The following is a 16,692-nucleotide window of genomic DNA, read 5'->3' as shown; positions in this document are numbered from 1 at the left end:
TTTTCTTTCGTTCCGGTGTATTTCTTGGCCGGAATAAGAATATACCATGTACTCGCCCAGTATTGCAAGTGTTTTTTAAAATTAATTTAATATTCTTTTGCTCCACCCACCTACACCAGAGAATCAGTTCTTCCGCCAACTAAAGCCTTTATTAGAAGAAACACATTCAAATGCATTAATTGCTTACTAAAAACATCTTACAAGACCGTACCTGCTCCTATACCATTATCCGTTATAACTCTTAAACATATTTCGCCATGATCTCGGAAAGAAGACGCTTCATACGGTCCACTAGTTCTACTGGTTCTTTTACTGTGGCCTCGTTCCCCAAGCCAACAAAGAACTTCGCAAAAAACGGAAGATCTATCTTCCTTACGTGGCCTTCCAGGCGGCCCGTACCATCCATATGCGTATAAAGCTTGGGCGACGGCCATAACTCAGACTCGCAGCGCTGAACGCCTTCCTTGCTAAGCTCAACATAAAGTGGAATATACTCTTGTTCCTTCTGGTAAAACTCATCTTGATTGCCAAGGTGAACATGGCGAAGATCCAGTGGCTGCAAGCCAGAAGCATCATACACAGCCGAATGAATTCTGTCGCATCGGAACAAGCGGAATTCAGCACGCAGAAAACAATAGGCAGAGCAGTACCATAAACCATTGCTTGCATATACGCCGATCGGCTGTATTTGACGGCTCGAATGTCCTTCCCTTGAATCGTATTCGATGAGAACAATTTTTTGCTCTATAGCTCCTTCGAGCAAAATAGACAAATAAGGAGACTTCACCTGCCTCTCAGGTGTAAAAAAATCAAATCGGTTCTTTAACTGATCGATACGATCCCGCACATCGCCAGGCATATAAAAGTAAAATTTGTTCAATGCTGATAAAGCCTCATTCTCAAAAGGAAGATACGTATAGTGGCGCAAAGCATGACTCGCAAAAAATATAGCGACCGCCTCTTCCTCCGTAAATGCGATGGGAGGTAAAATCCTTTCCTTAAGCACCTGATAGCCGCCGTGTGGTCCTACCTCCGAATACAAGGGCACGCCCAGCTCGCTCAGCTCCTGCAAGTCTCTTAATATCGTTCGGGTTGACACGTCAAACTCATTCGCAAGCTCTTTCACCGTAAACTTGCGTTTTCTGTTAACGGTCATCATCAATTCCATCAATCGTTTCGATTTGGACATTATCGTACTCCGTTATTTTCATATTTATGACAATCCTTGTCACTATTATACGCTACAATAAAAAACGAGCCTAGTTGAATTACTGCGTTAATCCAAAAAAATGAGGAGTGAAGCACATGCAAGCCGTAAACGAAATCAAAGCATTATTACTCGAGGAATTGGAGCATATCATTAAGACATCTTCTAACTTAATCCGCAAAATCTCGCCCGAGCACTGGGATTACAGACCTCGGCAAAATATGAGGTCGCTCCTTGAGCTGGCCCAGCATCTCGTATCTGTTCCTTCATCTGATTTGCTGATTCTTCAGGAAAGCAGTGAACCAGTCATTCGCAAGCTCGAAGCGGATATTGCTGCTGATAACGACAAAGAAGCTTTGATCGCATGGATGGTTTCTGGCATGGATCAAGTCAGAAAATATATGGAAGAGCTGCCCGAAGAGGAGTTTCTTCATAAAAAAACAAAACCGTTTTATTTGGAGCATGGCTCGGTCCAAGCGAAATGGCTGATTGAAATTACAACCCATGCGCAGCATCACCGTGCGCAGTTGTTCACGTATTTGAAAACACAAGGCTACGAAGTCAACATGTTCGATTTGTACTAAAAAAAACGGCTCTGCTCGCTAAAAATGCGAGAGAGCCGTATTTTACGTTCATAGCTTATGCTAAAAAACCTGCCTGTCCTTCATCACATGTCCGGGGTCAAGCTCAATCTCAATAAAGCCTGCCATCGCTCGCATCTGGAAATCAATTGCTTTGTTGCTTCCGACAACAATGATATTTCGAATATCTGACACATCCTTGCCAGGCAGCGAAAAAGCTTTGGCGTATGCAAACGTTTCTTTTAGCGTCGTATAAATAGCATTCATTAATTTATCGTTTTTGGCTTTTCCCATTAAATTCATAATGATGGATCCCCTGGCATTGAGCTTTTCATGCGCCATCTTGAAAAACTCCATCGTCGTTAAATGAAAAGGAGTACCCTCTTTGGTGAAGGCGTCCAAAACAATATAATCAAAAGAATCGGGCTCTTCCCTGCTCAGAATCAGACGTCCATCTCCGATCACAACATTATCGCGGCGATAATCAAAAAACTGCCTGCTAAGCTCCACTACTTTTTCATCAATTTCCGCTACTGTAACTTGTTTGTCAGAGTAATGGCCGGCAATCGTTCCGATGCCATGACCGATCATAAACAATCTTTCGAACGACGGGTCGTTATACTCCATCAAATGGATAATGGCTCTCGGATATTCGAGCACGATTCGCTTCGTATCCTTCAAATCTATTGCTCCTTGCACCGCATCGTCTGAAAACTGCAAAAAACGGTATTTTCCAATCTCCCCATATAAATGATTAGCGTCATAAACTGAAATCTCTTGAGACATACTAAATTCCTTAGCCAAGCGATGCAAGCAATCGATCTCCTTCAGCCCATTTAGGCAATGCATTTCCTGTCATTCAAATTTATTTATGATGTACCTATCTACGTATGCTCCTACGTTATCCTTGCCGAAGAATCTTCTTAAAGCTCGTGATCGACAGCCGTTCTTCGATGTCTATCACACCTGTTTCCAAAAAGCCGCTTTGTGTGTATAAATGGATAGCTGGCGTATTTTTGGAGCCCGTCGATACGATGATGCTGCTATATTCTCCATCAAGATTTTCAACGAAATGAAGCAGTTTTTTGGCGATACCCTTTCTAAAATGATTAGGATGAACCATCATTCGATGGATATCGATCTCGCTGCCCTCTGCCTTTATAGCGATAGCCCCGCACAACTCATCGTTTATGTAATAACCATAGAAGGTTTCTTCGCATAGGAGAAGAGAGTCCACTGTATCCTTTAGGGGCGGTATTTCATAAAAATCAATTAATGCAGCCTCCACCTCATAAGATGGGATTTGAATGCTTAATAGGCTCTCAGCTAAAACAGGATTTGTAATATCCATTTTTTTAATCAAGGCTGTTCCTCCAATATTCGATTCTTCAACTATTCCACGTAATTGGACACTTCCAGCAGATTTAAATCAGGATCGCGAAAATAAACCGATTCGATTTTGCCGACCGCTCCTGTTCTAGAAACAGGGCCTTCCTCAACAGACACGCCGCATTCGTCCAAGTGCCGAATCACTTCAGGCAGAGGCAGCTCTGTAATAAAGCATAGGTCCGCTGATCCCGCAGCCGGCTTTGCTGCTTTCGGCTCAAACTCTTCCCCTAATTGATGAAGGTTTATTTTTTGACGTCCGAATTGCAGCGCTTTTCTGCCTTCACCAAAAGCAATAATATCCATTCCTAACACCCTGCTATAAAAATCACATGATGCCGCTACGTTCTGGACCGTGAGGACAAGATGATCCAATCGATCAATAATCATAATAAAACTCCCCCTAGATGGCGTACAAGTCTAGTCTAACAAGAAAGGCTTAAACGATCAAAAAAAAGCAGAACAGGAATCTATCTTTCCTGCTCCGCTAATTCCGCAAAACTTATTTTGCGTCTGTCCGCACTTCGCCTTCGATCGGCATAATGATGACATTCGCATATTCTTTATTTTCATAGCGATTAATGACACCCAGCTCCGTATATTTACCTGCGCTGTCCACTGTACCATAAGTCACCATATCTGCCATAAAGTTATCCGAGAAAATGACTGATTCGCCAAACGGCTTCGGCTCCTTGCCTGCTTCGCCATTTTTGCCTAAGGTGTCCTTTTGCCACTTAATCTCAGCAATACCTTTAGCGTTAATTTCCACATAAGTAGTTAACCCTTTATACGAAATAAAATAGCGAAGCGCTTCGCCCTTAGGGAATGTGTAGGTAGTTGAGAAGCCTTCGCCATATGGCTCTATCTCAGTGCCGTTATTGACTCGAGTAATACGGATCGCAAGCTCGCGCGCTTTCTCCAGGTCACCGTTTTTCAGTGTTTTAAACTGCTCTTCACCGGTCGGAGTCCGGACAATGATATATTTTGCGCTGTTGTCATAATCAACCGTACCGCCGAGCGTCTCGGTAACAAAACGAACAGGGATGTATGTCCGTCCTGCCTTCACGGTGACAGGGGCATCAAGCTTCACATTTTTTCCGTTTACTTCCGCTGTTTTTGATCCGTTCTTCAAATGTACCGTCATCTTCTTAACTGGATTTTCGATGATAATTGTTTTTGTTGCTGTCTCATAGGAATAAATAAAGGATTTAGGGTCGTTAAAGGCTCGGAGTTGAACCATCGTTCTGTCGTTAACAACCAATACATCCTGCTGATACAATCCGTTAATGAACATTTTCGACGGCTTAGCTGGCGCTGCCATGCTTGAGGTGCCTGCTGACAGCACTCCTGCTACGATCACTGCAGCTGCTGCCGCTTTTTTCCACTTTTTCATATCAATTGCCTCCCTTAGTTATTTTTCTGCAATCCATTCACCTGATCGGTACCGATACCATTCCGCAGCGGCGCCTACCTTCTCTTGCACTTCGAACCGATTATCCGCTAGCAGCCATGCCGATTCCACATCAAGCGCTTCATTCACGCTGCTGGCAAAAAACCCGTTATTCTCCCGCTTGTAAATAGATGAGGCCATCGGGGCTCCATGCGTAGCTACGATTTCGATCGTTCCATCCCCATCTAGATCCACTTCCTTAGCATGGCCAGTGTCGATCTTCAAGAAAGGGATAACGGCCTCTCCTTCCCATGCAAAATAATTTTGCACAGGAGCATTTGCTCCAAAAACGCCCTTGATTATTTCATTCGAGTCGCCTTTCCCTTTTGTCAGATATCGCTTAAGACGGTTTCAATCAGCAAAAAGTTTCTTTCATCCCAAATTAAGGATTATTAAAGGTTTCAGACCATAAACGATGTATGCCATTAAACAAATTGCGATCTTGGTGATCACACTGCTTATGGTGTGAGGAAGGATAATTATGGATAATACTAGAATAGATTCAGTAGTCCATATTTAGGAGTGATCGCATGAGTATTTCTACGTATCCGGAGTTCGTAAAGCTTGTTGGCCAATATAAGATTTTTCCTTTTTCCGATTTGATTCCCGAGCATCCTTCCCTCACGTCGGTCGTCCCCAGTGACAACTGGCATACAGATACAGAGCTGGATCCATGGCTTTGGCGCGTCAAAATCGTAAAGGATGAGCATGCGGCATACGGCAAGTTTTTTGGCAGCAAATTATCCTTTATTCATATTGACCTGTTCCCTTACATTCAGCCGCTGCTGACGCTGGGAAAAGGTGTGGATGAGCGATATAGCAGCGGTCTCATGTCACAGCACGCAAAAAATATTTATCATATCATTAAGGAAGCCGGCAATATCGATTCGCGTCTATTGCGCAAAGAAAGCCAGCTTACAGCCAAGGAGCAAAAAAAGGATTACGATCGAGCGCTGGTCGAGCTTCAGAACTTCGCGGATATTGTCATCACCGGAGCACAGGAAAGCGACTTCGAGGGCGGATGGAGCAGCATGTGCTTTGAGAGCTCCGACCACTGGCTGCGCGTAACGCTTGGCAAAGAGCTGCCTGCGACAGACGATCTAGCAAAAGTAAGAGCATTCGTCAAAGCGGAGCTGAGCGAGGTTTGCACGGAGAAGGCATTAAAATATTTGAATAAGAAGCTGCGTCTGGACGAATAGCCGAAAAATATAGGGAGATGCTTATTAGCCTAGACTAATAAGCATCTCCCTTTTTGATTTCATTTTATTATTTTCTGATAGCTGGCAATATCCAGTTTCCGTCCGAACTTGCAGCCTATCTCTTTGAAGTGAGCGCACTTCATATAGCCATGTCTCTCGAACAAGCGAATGCTTCTTTCATTTTCAGTGCAGATGGTTGCGATCAGCACGTGGAAGCCGCTCGCCCGTCCTTGCTCTTCCAGAAAGGCAATAGCCTTGCTCCCTGTTCCTTGTCCCAGTTGAGCGGGGTCGAGGTAAATCGTAACTTCGGCCGTCACATCGTAGGCTTGCTTGTTTTTGTGCTGAGTGATTAAAATGTAGCCCTTAAGCTCACTCTCCTCTAAAATGACGTAGGATTTGTACCTTGGATTAGGATGCATCACGTTTGCCCGAATCTCGTCCAAAGCGAGCGGCTCCGTATGAAAGGAAATGGTCGAATTTTGGACGTAGTAATTATAAATCGTTCTGATCCAGGGCAGATGCTCTTCCTGAACCTCTTCGAATACTAAATGGCCCATCTTCACTTCTCCTCTCCACGCGTTATACATTAACCTGAGCGATAGCCTGTCTCATATCCTTCGTGTTTGCGCTGAGTACGGCTGATGCATCATGCACTTGCTTCATCATGCCCAGCTGCCTAGCGGTTAGCTCTTGAATTTGCTCCGTCATCTCGGATACTCCGCTTGCGATATGGGCGATGCTGCTTACTGTGGCAGCGACCTCTTCGGAGCCGGCAGTCAATTGCTCCGTTGTTGCGGACACCTCTATAATTTGCTCGCTTACAAGGCGGAACGATTCCACCGTATGTTCGAACGATTCCGCGGCTTCTCCAGATAAAGTAACACCCTCGCCGATTTCCCTCGAGGCTTTCTCCATCTCATCGCTAATTTTCTCTGAAAATGCTTCAATGTGGCCTAACAGCTCTGTAATCTGCTGTACGGAGGAGGCGGATGCATCTGCCAGCTTGCGCACCTCGTTTGCTACAACCATAAAGCCTGATCCATGCTCCCCTGCCCTTGCCGCTTCAATGGATGCGTTTAATGCCAGAAGCTTCGTCTGATCTGCAAATTCGCGAACCGAACCAATTACAAGTCCAATTTCACCTGTATAGCCATTTAGCTGCCTAGCTACATCCAGTGTCTGATTGGCAGATTCCGATATGCTTCTGATCTGGTTATTTAGCTGCTTCATTGCGAATTCGCCCGATTGTGCGATTCCCAGTGACTTTACAGCTGCGCCGGAGACGGTCGATGACGATTCCGCGATTCTTACAATGCCCTGTGCGATTTCTTCCATCGCAAACGCGCTATCGTCCGCGCTTTTCTTCTGGACATGCGCTCCCTCGTAAATTTGCTGAACAGAGCCATTCATGGTCTCGCCCATTTGCAGCATCTGGTCGGCGTGGCTCGCAAAGGTTTGCGAGGACATGACAAGCTGCTCCGAGGTTTTCTCGACATTGACGACTACCCCGCGTACCCGTTCCTTTAAATGCTCGGACATGGTGAGCATCGCCTTGTACACGGTACCGATTTCATCGATGGACTTGACTGGCTTTGCCTGCAAAATCATATTCGCCTCTGCCAAATCTCCGACAGCCATCTTCTCCGCGCTGACTGTTACGGTCTTCAGCGGCAGCAGTGAACGCCTAACAAACCATACGATCGCTCCAATCAATACGATGGTGACAACGAGCATCATGATGTAGAGAGGCAAGCTATCCCAAATCACGTCCGAAGCAAGCTGCTGAAATACAGCCGCATCCGTATCGATGCCAAGCGCACCAACAACAGCGCCGCTAGCATCCTTCAGCGGTACATAAGCAGATAAATAAGAGCCGTATAACGGGTTTTCAATAAGCGGAGAGCTTGCGTTTTTTCCGGCAAAAACTTGCTCAGCCGCCGCTGGCGGCATATCTGTAACTTCATCAATGGGTGATGCTGAGCTATCATCCTTTGGAAGTCCGTCTATCATAATTCGCGGTACTCTATTTTCATCGAAACGAACAAAATAGACGTAACGGGCACCTATCTTCGTACGGAATTGGCTAAGCTCCTGGCGAAGCGACCAGTACAGCTCCGTTTCCTGCGGCTGCTTGAGAAATTCAGCAAATTGATCGGTCTTGAGCGTAGCAGCATAGCTCTCCCCAATCCGCATATTATAGCTGTTAATCGCCTCTTCAACTGCCGATTTGGTTTGTGCAACTTGAGTGCCGATGTAGCCTCCTGCAATCAATATCATCACTCCGACCATCGCACACAAAATACGGACAATTAGATGCTTTCTCAATATTGTTACCATTCCCTGGCTTCCCCTCTGCGCCCTTGCCATTCACATGTCGCTCTAGTAAATTAGGGCTGATGATATAATTTGCTATATTTTTCATCATACCACCATTTTTCGACATTAGGGATGAAAACTTCAAACTTTATACCCTGTATATATAGTTCTTTGTACACGTTACATGAGTGTAATAGAATGATTCCATCTGATGGAGCACTGAGAGGACATCAGCCTCTTGCGGCTAACAGCCTCGATTCTCTTCCATCCATTTTACGCCGAAATCGACAAGCTCCGTCACGGGCATGAGCATGGCGTCTGCATCGCCTACCTTCCCTCTCCGAACCAAGCCCGTTTCCCGTTCAAAGGCTTCGCCAAGCCGATCAAAATCATCCGATTCAAAATCGATGTCTTGAAAATCAACCCACCGCTTCTCGCCCTCGACGAGTATTGGCGCTTTGTTGATGATTTCCGCTTTGCCCTCGTAGTCCGCACGATACTCAGCCAGATGCAAAGAGGTGTTGCGATTATGGCCAACGCCTAGCAGCAGCACCCAACCCTTCGCCTCATAAAGTTTTGCCAAGGGAGACTGCTCACCCAGGCTGTATGCCAAGCTATGATTGGCCGTGATGAACTCTTTCCTTGAGCCCCAAGCGGCAAATGAAACTTGTGGATGGCTGCTCCGCACAACTCCGTTTTGTTTTCTGAAGCATTCGTTAATGGCTCCCATGCCTCTGCAAGGAGTAAGATCCGCCGCAAATGCGGGCATCGATTCCTTTATCGGCTCCCACCATGATTCTCTAACGGGAGGGAATCGCCAGTTAGTTGGATCGGAAAGGTCACCCGTGTGTGTCGGCATGACTAACGTGCCGCTGCTGCCGAGGCATTCCTCTATCGCCAAAATAACGCCAACCGGCCCGCCAACCACAAAGCCGCCCAGCGCCTTCATCGAGGAGTGCATCATCACCGTCATCTCTGGCGTGACGCCAAGCTTCGTGAAATCCGATTTCAAGGTTTCTACCGTCCATAAATCCCCTTTTATTTCTTCCATATGTATCACAACCAATCTTTATTCTATTAATATGACTAAACTTGCATTGGAGGGCTGCGATAAAAGCTATTTCCAGCGTACATTGCAGAAAGTGCAGCAGCGTGATTGATCATACTCCTGTGACATTCTCCTGTGATACTCTACCCGTATGATGAGCGACTCATCTCTGAGCTTCTATAAAAGACACAACGGCCTCGGGCTGATCCGTCTGCAGTACGAGCTTCTCTGTATCGAATACGAGAAAGACAGGAAATGCCTTAATTCCGAAGGCTCGCTTAATATCCAGCACGTAGTTTGGGTTGTACTCCGCGATGGTGTATCCGCCTTGAAATATGACACTTGCATCCTTCTCGAGCAGATCCGTCTCTAAAGGTACAGCTTGACCACTTTCGTATACAACAATCGTTCGGTAGCTTCCTTTTTGGCCGGCCAGATAGCCTGCTCGCTTCAATAGTTCTTCATTCGACATCGTCAAAATAATGAGCTTATCCGGCGTATCCGTTACCTTCTCAGCCTGCGACGGATTAATTTGCACCTTCTGCCCCTGCTTCAAATCGCTCCATCCCAACCGTTCGCCTACTTCATTGCTGATAGAAGTGCCCGGAAGAATGTGAGCTTCATAGGATGCACCCCAATCAGCGATAGCCGGTCCCGGCTCATCGCGCTTCATCCACTCCGAAATGTCAAAATCGATAATTTTGTCCTGCTCATTTATACCACTTATAAAACCTATCATTTGATCGTCCTTGTATTCGCCATACGGCTTGGAGCTGCAGCTAGTTAATGCTAGGCCTACCAGCAAATAGATCATGATTCCGGCTATACGTTTCACAACTCGCCACCCCCTATCCACTGTTGACGTTCGCCGCTAATGATATGTTTCAATCCCTTCCATAAATGCCAAGCATTTCGCAACGCTTCCCTATCGTTTCCTCATTTCCGCCCTTGATATATAATAGACTAGGTCTACATCGGACTTCGGACTTTCAAAGGACTTAGCATATATAAAGCAAGTTTTGCTTCTCAAAACTAAAGCGTATGCTTTCGAAGCAAGTTTTGCTACACAAAACTTTTAAGGAGATCTCAAATGGATATCATTGAAATTGTTACGGATTTAATTGATGAGGATACCGATCAGCCTAGGTATCAGTTCGACGAGGAAGCGCTGCAGGAATTAATGAAAAGCATCGATGAGATTGGCCTGCTCTCGCCGATTAAAGTGAGAACGACAGGCAACGGGCGTTATAAAATCATTTATGGCAACCGCCGGTACAAGGCGAGCAAAATGCTCGGGCGGCCTACGATTCCATGCATCGTTTCCACCGTTACGGACGAGATGGAAATTTATTTGGAGCAAATCGCGGAAAATTTGACGCGCGAGGGCTTCTCTCCCATCGAAGAGGCAGAAGCGTTCAATAAGCTGCTGAACGATCCGAAGTTCAGAAGCTCGACCAAGTTTTTGTCCGGCAAGCTGGGCAAGCCTGAATCCTACATCAAAAACAAATGCGAGCTGCTGAAGTTCGGCAATGCCGTGAAGAAGCTGATCGTCAGCGGTACGGAGATCAAGAAGGACAAATTGACCGAGGATCAGCTGCTGCCACTCAAGGACTTGCCTATCGAGCATCGTGACCCGCTGGCGCTTATCGTTGCTAGAGACGAGCTTCCCGTGAGCGACGTGAAAAAAATCGCGAAGCTATTCAAAGATAAAACGATTTCGGACAGCACCAAGGATAAGCTGCTCTTTAAGACCGGCAGCGGTCTGATCGAGACCTGGTCGACCCATGAGCAGAACAAAGCGGAGCGCGCCAAGCCAGCCCCAGAGCCTAAAGCGAGCGCACCAAAAGCGGAGAAGCAGGCTGTGCAAGAGCAGCCGGAGAAGCAGGATGCTATAGAAGCGCATAAGGGGAATCAACAAGCTTCCCCAGCCGCTTCCATTGAGCTTGTTCTCCAGCAGCTGGCAAGCTCTCTTCCCGCCCACAGGCCATTGTCCACAGAAATGCTTCAATCCGTTGAAACGATCCAAGCGGGTGAGCAAGCCCGGTTCATCCAAGGCGTTGAATCGCTGATCGACCAATTGGAGAAGCATTTAGCTGAATGGAAAATGGTTCGTGAGCGCGCGAGCTCAAAGGCTGCTTCTACAGCGGAATAATACATCTAGAAAGGCTGCTCCCCAAGTCAACGCGACAGGGAAGCAGCCTTTTTTCAATGCGGCTTCAGCCAGCTTGGCGCCCACCAGTTCCATTTTCCGAGAAGGCTCATTAAAGAAGGCACCAGCAGCATTCTAATAATCGTTGCGTCAATGAATATAGCTGTCGCAATACCGATGCCGAGCTGCTTCACCCCGGCTACCTCGCCAAGTGCGAACGGAGCAGTGACCGCAATCATGATGGCTGCTGCCGATGTAATGATTTTGCTGACCGAGGCCAGACCCTTCATTACAGCCTGTTCATTGCTGCCTGTTCTGCGATATTCCTCATAGATGCGCGATACGAGAAATACGCCATAGTCCATGCTGATGCCGAATACGAGACCGCAAATAAAGACGGGGATCATGACGGCGATGCTGCTCGGCTCCATCCCAAGCCGGCCTTCCTCGAAGATCCACGCCAAGATGCCAAAGGAAGCTCCTATGCTTAGAAGATTTAATAGAATCGTCTTTATCGCAATGAGAACGGAGCGGAAGGCGAAAAAAAGCACGATGAAATTCGATATAAACAGAAAGAGGAGCACATAGCGGAGGCTGCCAAAGATACGATCGAACACTTCCTGCTCATACTTTGCTTCACCTCCGAGCGAGAAGGTCAAAGGTGACATTTCCCCACGCTTCTCCCATTCCTTTAACCAATTCCTCGCTGCGCTTGAGGAAGGTTCGCCTGCTATCGTCACCTGCAGCAGCATTCGGTTATCCTTCAAAAAAGGCTGCAGCGCCGCTTCGTATTTCTTTTTTTGCAGCGGCTTCAAAGAGATTGCCAGCAATCGCTCGGGCGGCAGGCGGAGCTCTGAGAATACGGAATTCACCTTCATGACGCTTGGATCGTTCTCAAGACGTTTCGCGAGCGCATAGGCCTCGGTCCAGTCCGCTTGCGATTTAAACTGTGCATGACCCTCTGCTATGACCCAAACCTTAGATGCAGAAGGCAGCTCGAAATTAGTGCGATAAGCTTCAGCCGCCATTCGGGAATCGTAGCTATGCGGCAAGGAAGTTTCATCTGGAATAGCAACCTTCATGCCATTTAGCGGCAGCAAGCAGGCAACTAGCACGCCGCCTGCGAGCAGGACTATAGCAGCTGGTCGACGCATCACGAAGCGAGCGACTCTCCCCCATGCAGCTGGGCTGCTGGCTGCCCTCGCACGCATTTTATCCGCACGCATAGCAGGCAAACAAAGCGCAAGAAGTGCGGGCAGAAGCGTGAACGACAACAGCAGGGAGACGGCTGCTACCGTCATCGCTCCAAGCGCAATGGAAGAGAACATCGGAAGTGGAATCCAGACGAAGCTTAGCAAACCCAAGAAGACGCTAGCCGCCGATACGAATACTGCTCTGCCCGCTGTCCTCATCGTCTGAGACAGCGCCTCGGCAGGCGTCACGCCTTCTCTGAGCTCCTCCCGGAACCGGCTGATGACCATAAGCGCAAAATCGATGCTAAGAGCGAGCCCCACCATCGGAATGACATTCAACACAAAATTAGAAAGCTCCAGCCTCGTACCGAGCCCATACATGATTCCCATTGCAATCGTCACGCCAGTGGCTCCGATCACAATAGGGATCAACGCAGCAGCGAAGCTTCGAAATGCTAGCCATAATATGATGAAGGCAAGCGGTATGCCAATCAGCTCAGCCTTGGCCAAATCAGAATGGCTCGCTTCATTCACATCGGCTTGTACGACCGCTTTGCCAGTCACTTTGATCGATATGCCGTTATGTAAGGGCAATAGATGATCCATCTGATCAAGCGTCGATTGCATCCGATAAGGCGGATGGCTGAATGATAGAAGCGCATAGGCATGATTGCCCTTCAGCATTCCCTGCCGCTCAAGCGGAGAGACTAGCCCGGTCAAACCGTCAAGCTCTCTTGCCTGAAGCAGCGTCTGCTCGATAAATGAGCGAAATCGTGAATTCGATAGGTCATCCGCCTTCTCGAAAAGCAGCATAACTGGCGCATCCGGCCATTTAAAATCGGCAGCAAGCATTTGACGCACCTGCTCATATTGGCCATCCCGCGGGTACAAGCCGTGATCCTGGAGAACGGAATCCAGTCTGAACGCATGGGAACAAGCGAAGAGCAGCACGATAAGCCATAATAGAATCATTGCTCGCGGAAACCGGAAGGATAGCAGTGCTAGACTCTGCATCTTCATGTACATTCTCCTCCCGGCTCCGAATAGGCTTGTTACTGGCGGAACGGCTTTAATCTTGTCGCATGTACGAGCCCCTGCGCTACGTTTGGCGCCAGTCTTGCAGCATCCGGCAGCCAGCGGGACAAGGCAGGCGTCTCAAACAGCCATTGCAGAAGGCTTCCCCATCGCAGCGGCCGCTTAAACTCAAGGTTGATCTCCTTCGAGTATGTATGCTGCCAGTCTGCTTGCGAAAGGCTCCCGCGCAGATAGCTGTCTGCAAGCGGCGCGCAGATAGCCGCCGAACGCAGCGCCATCGACATGCCGTCTCCGCAAAGAGGCGGAATCATCGTCATCGCGTCGCCAAGGAGCGGCAGCTGATCCCAGGCCAGCGGCTTGCGATTAAGATAGACAGGCGCAACAGCCGCCTGCGAGCCTATAACGGGCACAGCGTGCATCAGCTTCTCACTCAGCTTCGGATTTCGCTTCGCGACCCCGTTTAGGATGGCGAGTATCGTTTTCCCCTCATGTACGGCAGTCTCATGCTCAAGCAGTGCCGACGCATTCACGAGTCCGCCTTCAATGGGACATAACCCCAAATAGCCGCCGCGAAAAAAATAAAGCTCGATGACCGGCTCCATAGCAATGCCGCGAAAATGGGATTTCACCCCTATGTATGAGCTCTTAATAGAGGCTGAGCTTCGATTGCCTGGCAGCCCCGAACGCTGGCTCGCTCCCATCGCCGAAATAACAGCTCGCGCTTCAAAGGTGAAAGCCTTCCCGCCTTGCTTCGCGTGGATAATATAGCCATTATCCGCCTTATGAACAGCCGTCACCGTTGCTCCCGTTTGAAGTCTTGCGCCTGCTTGCATTGCGGCTATATGAAGAGCGGAATCAAGCGCATATCGGCTGAGCCCCCAAGCTTTGCCGGGAAGCGAAAGCTCTATCTCGGCCCCATTTTCAAAAATAATCCGAATCCGCTCTATTTCACGATGTCCAAGCCCCGCTATAGATTCGTTGATTCCGAGTGCATGAAGTGTGCTCTGCGATTCCGGCGAGAGAAACTCCCCGCATACCTTATGCCTTGGGAAGGATTGGCGATCGAGCAGCAGCGTCTCCCACCCCTTATCCGCAAGCGCTTTGGCAAGACTGCTCCCGGCGAGGCCAGCGCCCAGAACAGCCGCATCAAGAATACGTGTCATTCTATCTCACTCCGTCGATTGGGTTATTATTTATTTGCCTCTTATCAATGACAACGACGTATCGGAACAGGGGCCTCCACTTGTAATAAAGTGCGGGAATTCCAAGCCGCTGCCCGAGACGGTTCCAATCATCCGCACGAAATCCCTTAGCCACCGACAGCGGACCATCGTTCAAAATATACCGATTGGACGAAATCATCCGGGTCGTCAGCCATACCGCTGCCCAAGCGATCCAGTGGCGATGGATGTCATTGATGACGATCCCGAGCCTGGATGCCTTCAGCATGCTCGCAACTGCAACTGGCAGCTCCTCCTCGTCAAAATGATGCAGAAACTGCGTGCCCGTCACAATGTCCGCGCTTCCTTCAGGCAGCGCAAATAAATTACCCTGCCTTACCTGCACCCTCGGCTCATTTTGAAAGAAAAGCCTTGCTTCCTCGCATGCCTCCTCCGTTAAATCCACCAGCCGAATTGCAAGCTGAATCCCTTGCTCGTCCGCCCAGCTCAGCAGCTCCCGATTCACGTCGCCGGAGCCCGCTCCGATATCCAGAATAGACAAGCTTCTCGGCCTATCCGCCTTCTCCCAGAGCTGCTTGACCCCATGCAGCGTCGGGGCTGCTGCGACAAAGATGCGATTCAGGAGGCGAAGCTGCCTTAGCGCTTCGCGCAGCTCACTGCCACCAATGGAGAAATCATCCATCATTTCCGCCGCTGACGCCCGAAATCGCAGGCCCTTAGACATAAGCTCCGTCCGCCTGCTGATCCTGCTCCTTCGCGATCGCTGCCGGAACATAAGCGATCTTGATCATTTCGGCTGTAAGGCCAGGCCCAAATGCCAACGCGATGCCGCTAACTGTATCCGAGCCTATTTCGAGCAAATGCATTCTCATCGCGTGAAGCACGAAGAGGATCGTAGCGGAGGATACGTTGCCATATTCCCTCAGAACACCAAGGCTATGAGCCGTTTGCTCATCGGTAAGGCCAAACTTGCTTTGCAATATATCGATGATGCCCTTGCCGCCCGGATGAATCGCCCATAATTCCAGTGGTTCCTCGCCGCATAGCTGTTCTACCTCTGCGGGGATGAAGTCGCCGATCAGCTTAGGAATATGCGGAGACAGGTAGAGGTCAAAGCCGTGATTGCCTACCTCCCATACCATTTCTCCGGCGCAATCCGGAAGCAGGACGGAACGCTCCTGACCGAGCTGGAATACCGGCTTGTCATGCGTCTTGGCCGAGCCAATAACGCAGGCGGACGCCCCATCACCGAAGAAGGAAGCGGCGAATAACGATTCCCGGTCGCCTGATGGCTGAATATGCAGCGTGCAAAGCTCCACGCATACAACTAATACGTGGGCGGCGTTATCGCTCGATACGATTTGACGCGACAGTCCAATGGCCTTGAGGCCGGCGGCGCAGCCTAGAAAATTAAGCGGAATGCGGGTTATCGTAGGAGCAAGTCCTAATTGCTGCACGATAGCGGCATCCATGCCCGGCAGAAATTGGCCGGTACAGCTGACGGTGATTAGATGCGTGATGGCAGCAGGCTCGACGTCTCCATCGGCTAAGGCTTGTCTTGCCGCGAGTAGTCCAAGCGGAACCGATTCCCGCTTATAGATGCCCATCCGCTCGGACGTCGAAGGCGCATGCTCCGGCGAGGCGCTTGGCAAGTAGCGGCATTCAGCCGCTTCCGCAAGCAGATTCGGCTCGCACGTATAACGGCTTTCCACGCCGCATTGCTTGAAGATCCTTCTCCCCCAGCGGGCGGAGTCGGGCCTGTCTCTTAACGCATCTACTAATCTCCGGGCCGTATCGGCTTGATCCACCAAATGAGGCGGCACAGCCGTTCCGATGCCCAAAATAGCAATATTCGAATTCATTTGCGTCATATTAATAAATCCCATCCTCTCTGGATAAACCTAAACGGACAAGTTTTCTGCTTTAAACCAGTCTATTCCGTGCGTC

General features: G+C 48.8%; 17 protein-coding genes. 3 read left to right on the top strand and 14 right to left on the bottom strand.

Features of this window, described 5'->3' with window-relative positions; all coding sequences use genetic code 11:
• Positions 1-241: 241 nt before the first annotated feature.
• The gene (locus HI950_RS24455; RefSeq protein ID WP_169088426.1) at positions 242-1,189 is read right to left on the bottom strand and encodes a helix-turn-helix transcriptional regulator; all 948 of its coding nucleotides are present in this window, start codon (positions 1,187-1,189) and stop codon (positions 242-244) included.
• Positions 1,190-1,305: 116 nt separating this feature from the next.
• On the opposite strand from HI950_RS24455, the gene HI950_RS24450 reads away from it, so the two are divergent.
• Entirely contained in the window at positions 1,306-1,791 is a 486-nt protein-coding gene (locus tag HI950_RS24450; protein WP_169088424.1) for a DinB family protein, read from the top strand.
• 60 nt (positions 1,792-1,851) lie between these two features.
• Here HI950_RS24450 and HI950_RS24445 read toward each other — a convergent pair whose 3' ends face one another.
• The 5 genes from HI950_RS24445 to HI950_RS24425 form a co-directional block, all read right to left on the bottom strand.
• Positions 1,852-2,619: a spermidine synthase gene (locus HI950_RS24445; protein WP_187768162.1), complete on the bottom strand. Its 768-nt coding sequence runs from the start codon at positions 2,617-2,619 to the stop codon at positions 1,852-1,854.
• A gap of 70 nt (positions 2,620-2,689) precedes the next feature.
• Positions 2,690-3,151: a GNAT family N-acetyltransferase gene (locus tag HI950_RS24440; RefSeq protein WP_169088420.1), complete on the bottom strand. Its 462-nt coding sequence runs from the start codon at positions 3,149-3,151 to the stop codon at positions 2,690-2,692.
• Positions 3,152-3,180: 29 nt separating this feature from the next.
• Positions 3,181-3,564: a VOC family protein gene (locus HI950_RS24435; protein WP_169088418.1), complete on the bottom strand. Its 384-nt coding sequence runs from the start codon at positions 3,562-3,564 to the stop codon at positions 3,181-3,183.
• 112 nt (positions 3,565-3,676) lie between these two features.
• Positions 3,677-4,567, bottom strand: coding sequence for a copper amine oxidase N-terminal domain-containing protein (locus tag HI950_RS24430; RefSeq protein ID WP_169088416.1), 891 nt, complete (start codon positions 4,565-4,567; stop codon positions 3,677-3,679).
• Positions 4,568-4,585: 18 nt separating this feature from the next.
• Complete coding sequence (locus HI950_RS24425) at positions 4,586-4,894, bottom strand: hypothetical protein (RefSeq protein ID WP_169088414.1); 309 nt, start codon at positions 4,892-4,894, stop codon at positions 4,586-4,588.
• A gap of 260 nt (positions 4,895-5,154) precedes the next feature.
• Between HI950_RS24425 and HI950_RS24420 the strand changes: the two genes are divergently transcribed.
• The gene (locus tag HI950_RS24420) at positions 5,155-5,823 is read left to right on the top strand and encodes an AlkZ-related protein (protein ID WP_169088412.1); all 669 of its coding nucleotides are present in this window, start codon (positions 5,155-5,157) and stop codon (positions 5,821-5,823) included.
• A 59-nt stretch (positions 5,824-5,882) separates the two neighbouring features.
• On the opposite strand, the gene HI950_RS24415 is transcribed toward HI950_RS24420, so the two are convergent.
• From HI950_RS24415 to HI950_RS24400, 4 genes are all read right to left on the bottom strand, one after another.
• Entirely contained in the window at positions 5,883-6,380 is a 498-nt protein-coding gene (locus tag HI950_RS24415) for a GNAT family N-acetyltransferase (protein WP_169088410.1), read from the bottom strand.
• 22 nt (positions 6,381-6,402) lie between these two features.
• Entirely contained in the window at positions 6,403-8,160 is a 1,758-nt protein-coding gene (locus HI950_RS24410; protein ID WP_169088408.1) for a methyl-accepting chemotaxis protein, read from the bottom strand.
• A 223-nt stretch (positions 8,161-8,383) separates the two neighbouring features.
• The gene (locus HI950_RS24405) at positions 8,384-9,190 is read right to left on the bottom strand and encodes an AAC(3) family N-acetyltransferase (protein WP_169088406.1); all 807 of its coding nucleotides are present in this window, start codon (positions 9,188-9,190) and stop codon (positions 8,384-8,386) included.
• A gap of 160 nt (positions 9,191-9,350) precedes the next feature.
• Positions 9,351-10,022 (bottom strand): hypothetical protein, encoded by a 672-nt coding sequence (locus HI950_RS24400; RefSeq protein WP_169088404.1) that lies wholly within the window; start codon positions 10,020-10,022, stop codon positions 9,351-9,353.
• A gap of 255 nt (positions 10,023-10,277) precedes the next feature.
• Here HI950_RS24400 and HI950_RS24395 point away from each other — a divergent pair, with 255 nt between their 5' ends.
• Positions 10,278-11,339 carry a ParB/RepB/Spo0J family partition protein gene (locus HI950_RS24395; RefSeq protein WP_169088402.1) on the top strand — a complete coding sequence of 354 codons (1,062 nt, stop codon included), beginning with the start codon at positions 10,278-10,280 and terminating at the stop codon, positions 11,337-11,339.
• Positions 11,340-11,392: 53 nt separating this feature from the next.
• Here HI950_RS24395 and HI950_RS24390 read toward each other — a convergent pair whose 3' ends face one another.
• The 4 genes from HI950_RS24390 to HI950_RS24375 are packed head-to-tail and all read right to left on the bottom strand — an operon-like array spanning position 11,393 to position 16,616.
• Positions 11,393-13,549 carry an MMPL family transporter gene (locus tag HI950_RS24390; protein WP_223285479.1) on the bottom strand — a complete coding sequence of 719 codons (2,157 nt, stop codon included), beginning with the start codon at positions 13,547-13,549 and terminating at the stop codon, positions 11,393-11,395.
• A 32-nt stretch (positions 13,550-13,581) separates the two neighbouring features.
• Positions 13,582-14,727: an NAD(P)/FAD-dependent oxidoreductase gene (locus HI950_RS24385; protein ID WP_169088400.1), complete on the bottom strand. Its 1,146-nt coding sequence runs from the start codon at positions 14,725-14,727 to the stop codon at positions 13,582-13,584.
• A gap of 1 nt (position 14,728) precedes the next feature.
• Entirely contained in the window at positions 14,729-15,469 is a 741-nt protein-coding gene (locus HI950_RS24380; protein WP_169088398.1) for a methyltransferase domain-containing protein, read from the bottom strand.
• Complete coding sequence (locus HI950_RS24375; protein WP_169088396.1) at positions 15,462-16,616, bottom strand: type III polyketide synthase; 1,155 nt, start codon at positions 16,614-16,616, stop codon at positions 15,462-15,464. Before HI950_RS24375 ends, HI950_RS24380 begins: the two co-directional genes overlap by 8 nt.
• Between the last annotated feature and the right edge of the window lie 76 nt (positions 16,617-16,692).

The sequence above is a fragment of the Paenibacillus sp. PL91 genome (assembly GCF_012935325.2).
GTDB lineage: Bacteria > Bacillota > Bacilli > Paenibacillales > Paenibacillaceae > Pristimantibacillus.
This window is presented reverse-complemented; position numbering and strand designations above follow the sequence as displayed.

Bases quoted from the DNA above. Each gene is read 5' to 3' on its own strand.
- HI950_RS24455 (WP_169088426.1), bottom strand. From the start codon at position 1,189: ATGTCCAAATCGAAACGATTGATGGAATTGATGATGACCGTTAACAGA.
- HI950_RS24450 (WP_169088424.1), top strand. From the start codon at position 1,306: ATGCAAGCCGTAAACGAAATCAAAGCATTATTACTCGAGGAATTGGAG.
- HI950_RS24435 (WP_169088418.1), bottom strand. From the start codon at position 3,564: ATGATTATTGATCGATTGGATCATCTTGTCCTCACGGTCCAGAACGTA.
- HI950_RS24430 (WP_169088416.1), bottom strand. From the start codon at position 4,567: ATGAAAAAGTGGAAAAAAGCGGCAGCAGCTGCAGTGATCGTAGCAGGA.
- HI950_RS24420 (WP_169088412.1), top strand. From the start codon at position 5,155: ATGAGTATTTCTACGTATCCGGAGTTCGTAAAGCTTGTTGGCCAATAT.
- HI950_RS24415 (WP_169088410.1), bottom strand. From the start codon at position 6,380: ATGGGCCATTTAGTATTCGAAGAGGTTCAGGAAGAGCATCTGCCCTGG.
- HI950_RS24410 (WP_169088408.1), bottom strand. From the start codon at position 8,160: ATGGTAACAATATTGAGAAAGCATCTAATTGTCCGTATTTTGTGTGCG.
- HI950_RS24405 (WP_169088406.1), bottom strand. From the start codon at position 9,190: ATGGAAGAAATAAAAGGGGATTTATGGACGGTAGAAACCTTGAAATCG.
- HI950_RS24395 (WP_169088402.1), top strand. From the start codon at position 10,278: ATGGATATCATTGAAATTGTTACGGATTTAATTGATGAGGATACCGAT.
- HI950_RS24390 (WP_223285479.1), bottom strand. From the start codon at position 13,549: ATGAAGATGCAGAGTCTAGCACTGCTATCCTTCCGGTTTCCGCGAGCA.
- HI950_RS24385 (WP_169088400.1), bottom strand. From the start codon at position 14,727: ATGACACGTATTCTTGATGCGGCTGTTCTGGGCGCTGGCCTCGCCGGG.
- HI950_RS24380 (WP_169088398.1), bottom strand. From the start codon at position 15,469: ATGTCTAAGGGCCTGCGATTTCGGGCGTCAGCGGCGGAAATGATGGAT.
- HI950_RS24375 (WP_169088396.1), bottom strand. From the start codon at position 16,616: ATGACGCAAATGAATTCGAATATTGCTATTTTGGGCATCGGAACGGCT.